The following is a 6879-nucleotide window of genomic DNA, read 5'->3' as shown; positions in this document are numbered from 1 at the left end:
CATCGACGGGCTGCCGATGAAATCGGCGACAAACAGTGTGGCGGGATGGTCGTAGATGTCTTGCGGGGTGCCGAACTGTTCGACAACGCCGTGGTTCATCACCACGATCTTGTCGCCCATCTGCATCGCCTCCAGCTGGTCATGCGTGACATAGACGGTGGTGGCCTTCATCCGGTCATGCAGGGCGCGCAGCTCTTCGGCCATATGCTCGCGGAATTCGGCATCTAGCGCGCCCAGGGGTTCGTCCATCATGAAAGCCTTGGGGTTACGCACGATGGCGCGGCCCAGCGCCACGCGCTGGCGGTCGCCGCCGGACAGGCCGCCGACGGGTCTGTTCAGGATATCTTCGATGCCAAGGATGCGCGCCACTTCGGCGACCTTGGCGGTGACCTGCGCGCGTGGCATGCCCTGACTGACCAGCGGATAGCTGATGTTCTTGCGCACGTTCATATGCGGATACAAGGCGAACATCTGGAACACCATGGCGATGTCGCGCTGGCTGGCGGGGCGCATCGAGACATCTTCGCCGTCGATCAGAATCTCGCCCGAGGTCGGCAGTTCCAGCCCGGCGATCATCCGCAGGGTGGTGGTCTTGCCGCAGCCCGAGGGGCCGAGCAGCATGAAAAACTCGCCGTCCCTGATGGTGAAGGAGGACCCCTTCACTGCCGTGAACGCGCCGAATTCCTTGCGCAGGTTGCGAATGACGATCTCGGCCATGATTATTCCGGGAAGTGGCTGGTGATGATGAACATCACGGTGCCGATCAGGGTGACGATGAAGCTGTAGGTGTAAAGCCACAGCGCGAAGGGTTGCATCAGCATCACCACACCCAGCGCGATGAGGACGGTGGCGAGGTTCTCCCACGGGCCGCGGCGGAGGCGGAGCAGGCCGGTCAGAAAGTTGCTCATGGTCTGGCCCTTTCATCTGTCTCTAAATATCCCCGCCGGAGGCATCCCCGGCCGGCGGCAGAAGCCTCCGGCGGGGATATTTGCGGACGGATGAAATCGCGGGGGGTCATTTGCGCACCGCCCCGAAGGTGATCCCGCGCAACAGGTGTTTGCGCAGAAGGATGGTGAAGATCATCACCGGCAAGAGGAACAGCGTGGCCCCGGCGGCGACGGCGGGCCAGTCCTGGCCGCCGACCCCGATGATGGTGGGGATGAAGGGGGGGGCGGTCTGGGCGGTGGCGGTGGTCAGCAGCACGGCGAAGGCATATTCGTTCCAGGCAAAGATCAGGCAGAAGATCGCGGTTGAGGCGATGCCGGTGGCGGCCTGCGGCAGCACGACTTTGCGGAAGGCCTGAAAGCGGGTGTAGCCGTCGATCAGCGCCGCTTCCTCGTATTCGCGCGGGATCTCGTCGATGAAGCCTTTCAACAGCCAGACCGCGAGCGAGATGTTGACGGCCGTATAGAGCAGGATCATGCCCAGATGCGTGTCGCTCAGGCCAAGCTGGCGGTACATGAGGAAGATCGGGATGGCCACGGCGATCGGCGGCATCATCCGGGTGGACAGGATGAAGAACAGAAGGTCATCCTTCAGCGGCACCTTGAAGCGGCTGAAGGCATAGGCGGCCAGCGTGCCGAGGATGATCGACAGGAAGGTCGAGCCAAAGCCGATGATGACAGAGTTCATGAACCGCTCGCCGAACTTCGACGGGCCGACGATGACCATGCCAAGATCGCGGACGATTTCCTCGGCAAAGCCGTCGGGCGGCGGCAGTTTCGCCAGTTCCTCTTCGGTCACCCGGGTGCGGGTGGTAAAGAGGTTGACGTAGCCTTCAAGGCTTGGCTGGAAGATCACCTTCGGGGGATAGCTGATGCTGTCCGGCGGGGTCTTGAAGCCGGTCATGATGATCCAGACCAGCGGCAGAAGTGTGATGATCGCGTAGGTCACGACCAGCACGCCTGCGACCGATTTCGACAGCTTCGAGGGTTCGGTGATGGAATAGGCGCTCATCTTTCTTTGACCTTGTTCAGGGCCTTCACGTAGATGCTGGCAAGGCCGAACACCGTGACGAACAGGATGATCGCGTAGGCCGAGGAATAGCCGGTGCGCCACTTCTCGAAGGCTTCGCGCTTGAGGTTGATCGAGGCCAGTTCGGTGACCGAGCCGGGGCCGCCGCCGGTAAGCTGCACCACCAGATCGAACATCTTGAAGTTCTCGATGCCGCGAAACAGCACCGCCAGCATCAGGAACGGCAGCACCATCGGGATGGTGATGGTCCAGAACTGCCGCCATTTCGAAGCGCGGTCGACCTCGGCCGCCTCATAGATGTAGTCAGGGATGGACCGCAGGCCCGCAAGGCAGATCAGCATCACGAAGGGCGTCCACATCCAGGTGTCGACAATGACGATCGCCCAGGGAGCGAGGGTGACGGAACCCAGCATCTCGAAGCTGGAGGAGGGGGTGCCGGTGAAGAACTCGATATAATTGAACAGGCCGATCTGCGGCTGGTAGAGGAAGGTCCAGAAATTGCCGACCACGGCGGGCGACAGCATCATCGGGATCACGATCAGCGTGGTCAAAAGGTCGTTGCCCTTGAACTTGCGGTTGATCAGCCAGGCGAGGGTGAAGCCGATCAGCACCTGAAGGAGGATGGTCCAGAACAGGAAATGCGCGGTGGCCTGCATGTTGCCCCAGATCCCGTCATCGGTGAGGATCTTCTGGTAATTCTCCAGCCCTACCCATTTCACCTCGGCGTTGGGGCGGTTCGAGCGGTAGTTGGTGAACGACAGCCGGATCGTCCAGATCAGCGGGAAGATGTTGACCGCCAGCAGCAGAAGGATCGTCGGGGTGACGAAGATCCAGGCGATGGTTCGGTCGGACAAGCCCTTGGCGCGGCGCGCAAGGGATGACGGGGTGGCCCGCGCCAGTCGGTCGATGGGGGTCTCGGTCATGTCAGGGATCCTCGGGCCGTTGGACGGCGGGGGTGGGGCGCGCTGGTCGCGCGCCCCGTTGGTGTCAGAGCTATCAGATCAGAGCTTGCCTTCTTCCTTGAAGACTTCGGTCCAGTCGGCGATCAGACCGTCAAGCGCCTCTTGCGCGGTGCCTTTGTCGGCGACGACGTAATCATGCATCCGTTCCTGCATCGCCAGCAGCAGCGAGGCATAGGCCGGCTCCTGCCAGAAATCCTTGACGTTCTGCATCGCGATCAGGAAGTCACCGGCGAAGGGAGCGGAGTCCTTGAACGACGGGTTGTTGACCACGGCGTTCGAGGCCGAATAGCCGCCAAGCTTCCACCATTTCGCCTGAACATCGGGCTGGGCGAACCACTTGATGTATTCCAGGGCCGCGTCCTGCTTTTCGGAGTAGCTGATCACCGAAATGCCCTGGCCGCCAAGGGTGGAGCCTTCGACGTTCTGCTTGGGGTTCACGAAGAAGTCGATCTTGTCGCCGCCGGTGTTCGGGTCGGCATAGAGGCCGGGGAAGAACGCGAACCAGTTCATCGCCATGGCAACCTGACCGGATTTGAAGGCGTCGAGGCTTTCGGTCATGTAGCTGTTGGTGTAGCCGGGCGGTGTGGCGGTCTTGTACAGGTTCTTGTAGAATTCCAGCCCTGCGACAGCTTCGGGCGAGTTGACCGCACCCTCCATGTCATATTTGCCCGGCGTCATTTCGTACTTGAAGCCGAACGGGTAAAGCGCGGAGGTGATCCCCATGGTGATGCCTTCGGAGCCGCGTTCGGTGAAGATTGCGGCACCATAGACGGTCTTGCCGTCAATCTCGCGGCCCTGGAAGAACTGCGCGATTTCGAGGAGTTCCTGCTGCGTGGTCGGTTCGGCCAGATCGCGACCGTACTTTTCCTTGAACGCGGCCTGGATGTCGGGCATCGCGAACCAGTCCTTGCGGTAGAACCAGCCGTTGGCATCGGCCATCGCGGGCAGGGCGTAGTAGTTGGGCGTGCCCTTGGGCCAGGTGGAATAGGCATAGACGGTGGCAGGCATGAAATCGTCCATGCTGATGCCTTCTTTGTCGAAGAAGTCGTTCAGCTTGACGTAGTGACCATTCTCGGCGCCGCCGCCGATCCACTGGCTGTCGCCGATCAACAGGTCGCACAGCTTGCCGCCGGCGTTCAGTTCGGTGAGCATCCGGTCGGCGAAGTTCGGCCACGGGGTGAACTCGAAGTTCATCTTGTGGCCGGATTGCGCCTCGAAATCCTTGGAAAGTTCGACGAGTGCGTTTGCCGGGTCCCAAGCGGCCCAGCAGAGGGTGAGGTCTTCGGCCTGGGCAGTGGTACCCGCAACAAGCGCAATTGCCGCTGTGGCGGCAAGATATCTGGCTTTCATGTAGTCCTCCCGGTTGATGTGGATGGACCCGTGCACCTGCCGGGTCTTCTTTGGATTGCCGTTACGATAAGCGCGGTTCGTTGCTGCTGTAAAGTGTTTTTGAGGGACGTACCTCATTTTTCTGCAAGAGCCCTTCCCAAAGCGATTTGAGGCCCGCTTCAGGCCGCGGCTTGCGGCGTGGAAAGAGCCGAATCGGTTGATGGCGGCAGGTTTTCCCGGATCACGATTTCGATGCGAATCTGTTCCTGACCTTCGTCAAGGGGCGCCCGGTCGGCCTTGGCCCGCAACACGCGGAGGGCCGAGCGGGCAAGATGGCCGACGTCCTGGGCGATGACGGCGTCGATGCTGCCGTCCTCCAGGCCGCCGCGCGTGTGGGCGGTCAGCTCGTGCGCGACGACGACCAGATGATCCGGGAGGCCCGCCCGGCGGACCGCTTCGTTCACGCCGCGCGTCCCGGCACCTGCAACGTAGATCGCCACCACGTTGTCATGCGCCGCAAGGCAAGCGGCGGTGATCTGGGCAGTCAGGTCGCGGTCGTCATGGCCTTCGAGCGAGGGAAGAGACTGAAGATGCGGAAAGCGTTCGGCGAGCACCTCGTCGAATCCGAGGCGTCGGTCAACCATGTCGCGGGCGAGCATCGAGCTGACGACGACGGCCACTTTCCCCGGCTTCTGCCCAGCGAAGCGGCCGAGAAGTACCGCCGCAGTGCGCCCGGCGGCCCGGTTGTCGATGCCGACGAAATGGTCGCGCGGGGCCCTGGGCTGGTCGGTGATCAGGGTGACGACGGTGGTGCCCTCAGCCTTCAGCCGGATGATGAGGTCGCGCACATCCGGAGTTTCATGCGCCATGATCGCGCAGCCGTCGATCGGCTGGTCGCCATGATCATCAAGCACGGTCACGATTGCATGCGGGTCGCGTTGCGGGACGGTGGCGATGACGACATCGCTTGCTTCGGCCAGGGGGCCACGCGCCGCGTCATGGATCGCGGCCTGAAGGGCACGGAGGAACTGCGTCTCGACTGCAGGCAGGATGAAGAGAAAGCGGTAGCGGCGCTGGCGGGCAAGGTTGGCGGCCGCCACGTTGCGGACATAGCCCAGCTTGGCAATCGCATCGTTGACCGCGCGGATGGTCTTGTCACGCACGCCGGGCCGTTCGTTCAGGACCCGGTCCACCGTGGCCAGACTTACCCCGGCTTCGCGCGCGATATCATTGACGGTTGGCCGCAAGACAGACCCCTTTCTGTGTGCAACCGACTATCTGCGCCGAAAAGATGTACGTCAATCAGAACCGTAAACCAGTTGACGCGCGCGCCGCCGCCCGTGCCAATGGCGCAAGATGAGGAGACTCCCAGATGCGCACCTTGCTTTTGTTCGGCGACAGCAACACCCATGGCACGATGCCGGCGCCCTATCTGGGCTTCGCCGGCCGGTTTTCGCGTGACGAGCGCTGGGCGGGGCGGCTTGCGCGGCTGTTGCCGGATTGGGAGGTGATCAACGAAGGTCATCCCGGCCGCACCACCGTGCATGACGACCCGATCGAGGGCGCGCATCGCAACGGGCTGCGGGTGCTGCCGGCGCTGCTGGAAACGCACCGGCCGATTGACGTGATCCTGATCATGCTGGGCACCAATGATCTGAAGCTGCGCTTGTCGGTGAATGCGGGCGATATCGCGCTGGGGCTGGAGCGGTTGATCCAGGAGATCCGCGCCTATGCGGCGGGGCCGGAGGGGGCGATGCCCGGCATCCTGCTGGTCGCACCCCCGCCGATCCTTGAAGCCGGTTGTCTGGCCGAGATGTTCGAAGGTGGGGCCGCGAAATCCCACGGCCTCGCGTCGCGCATCGGCGCGCTGGCGGGCCGCCTCGGGCTGCCGTTTGTCGATGCGGGCGCGCTGGTCAGCGTGTCGCCGATTGACGGGGTGCATTACGATGCGCCCGCGAACGAGATTCTGGCCAATGCCTTTGCCAAGGCGATCCGTCAGCATTTCCCTTGAGCGCGCGCTGACGGATGCATTCGCACGATCCCGCTTTTGCATGCCGCGGAAATGTCGCAGACTGATCAGGTTGCACCCGAAAGGCCGCATGATGACCCGCCATGACCCGATCACCCCGCTTGCCGACCCATTTGCCGAACTGCGCGCCAGTGTGTCGGTGCCGTTCAATCAGGCGCGGGCGATGCCGAAGTCGGTCTACACCTCGCCCGACTTCGCCGAAGCGGAGATGACGCACATCTTCGCCAAGGACTGGCTTTGTGCGGGCCGGGCCGAAGCTTTGCCCAACCCCGGCGATTACCTGACAATGAAGATCGCGGGTGAGCCGATCATCATCCTGCGCGACCGTGAAGGCACATTGCGCGGAATGTCCAACGTCTGCCGCCACCGGATGAGCACCCTGCTGGAGGGCCGCGGTACCACCAAAAGCATCGTCTGCCCCTACCACGCCTGGACCTACAATCTGGACGGCACCCTGCGCGGCGCCCCGGCGATGGGGCTGAACGAGGCGTTTTGCAAGGACAAGATCGCGCTGCCGGGGATCCGGGTGGAAAACTGGCTGGGCTGGATCATGGTAACGCTGAACCAGTCCGCCCCGCACCCGGC

Annotated in this window: 8 protein-coding genes; 2 read left to right on the top strand and 6 right to left on the bottom strand. The window is 62.7% G+C overall.

Going from position 1 to position 6879, the window contains the following annotated elements:
• The 6 genes from RMO18_RS19880 to RMO18_RS19855 all read right to left on the bottom strand — a co-directional run.
• The coding region (locus tag RMO18_RS19880; RefSeq protein WP_309668256.1) for an ABC transporter ATP-binding protein at positions 1-717 on the bottom strand (717 nt) is incomplete at its 3' end.
• A 2-nt stretch (positions 718-719) separates the two neighbouring features.
• Positions 720-908 (bottom strand): hypothetical protein, encoded by a 189-nt coding sequence (locus RMO18_RS19875; RefSeq protein WP_309668255.1) that lies wholly within the window; start codon positions 906-908, stop codon positions 720-722.
• Between the two features lie 106 nt (positions 909-1014).
• Positions 1015-1956, bottom strand: coding sequence for a carbohydrate ABC transporter permease (locus RMO18_RS19870; protein ID WP_309668254.1), 942 nt, complete (start codon positions 1954-1956; stop codon positions 1015-1017).
• Positions 1953-2897 (bottom strand): sugar ABC transporter permease, encoded by a 945-nt coding sequence (locus RMO18_RS19865; RefSeq protein ID WP_309668253.1) that lies wholly within the window; start codon positions 2895-2897, stop codon positions 1953-1955. Before RMO18_RS19865 ends, RMO18_RS19870 begins: the two co-directional genes overlap by 4 nt.
• A 78-nt stretch (positions 2898-2975) precedes the next feature.
• Positions 2976-4286: an extracellular solute-binding protein gene (locus RMO18_RS19860; RefSeq protein WP_309668252.1), complete on the bottom strand. Its 1311-nt coding sequence runs from the start codon at positions 4284-4286 to the stop codon at positions 2976-2978.
• Between the two features lie 158 nt (positions 4287-4444).
• Positions 4445-5512, bottom strand: a complete 1068-nt coding sequence (locus RMO18_RS19855; protein ID WP_309668251.1) for a LacI family DNA-binding transcriptional regulator — start codon at positions 5510-5512, stop codon at positions 4445-4447.
• A gap of 125 nt (positions 5513-5637) precedes the next feature.
• Between RMO18_RS19855 and RMO18_RS19850 the strand changes: the two genes are divergently transcribed.
• Both RMO18_RS19850 and RMO18_RS19845 read left to right on the top strand, forming a co-directional pair.
• Positions 5638-6276, top strand: coding sequence for an SGNH/GDSL hydrolase family protein (locus RMO18_RS19850; protein WP_309668250.1), 639 nt, complete (start codon positions 5638-5640; stop codon positions 6274-6276).
• A 91-nt stretch (positions 6277-6367) separates the two neighbouring features.
• On the top strand, positions 6368-6879 hold a 512-nt coding region (locus tag RMO18_RS19845; RefSeq protein ID WP_309668249.1), incomplete at its 3' end, for a Rieske (2Fe-2S) protein.

Origin of the sequence: Tabrizicola sp. (assembly GCF_031377265.1) — a bacterium.
Lineage (GTDB): Bacteria > Pseudomonadota > Alphaproteobacteria > Rhodobacterales > Rhodobacteraceae > JAUYQR01.
The sequence above is the reverse complement of the archived record's forward strand: the minus strand, read 5'-3'. Positions and strand labels throughout refer to the sequence as shown.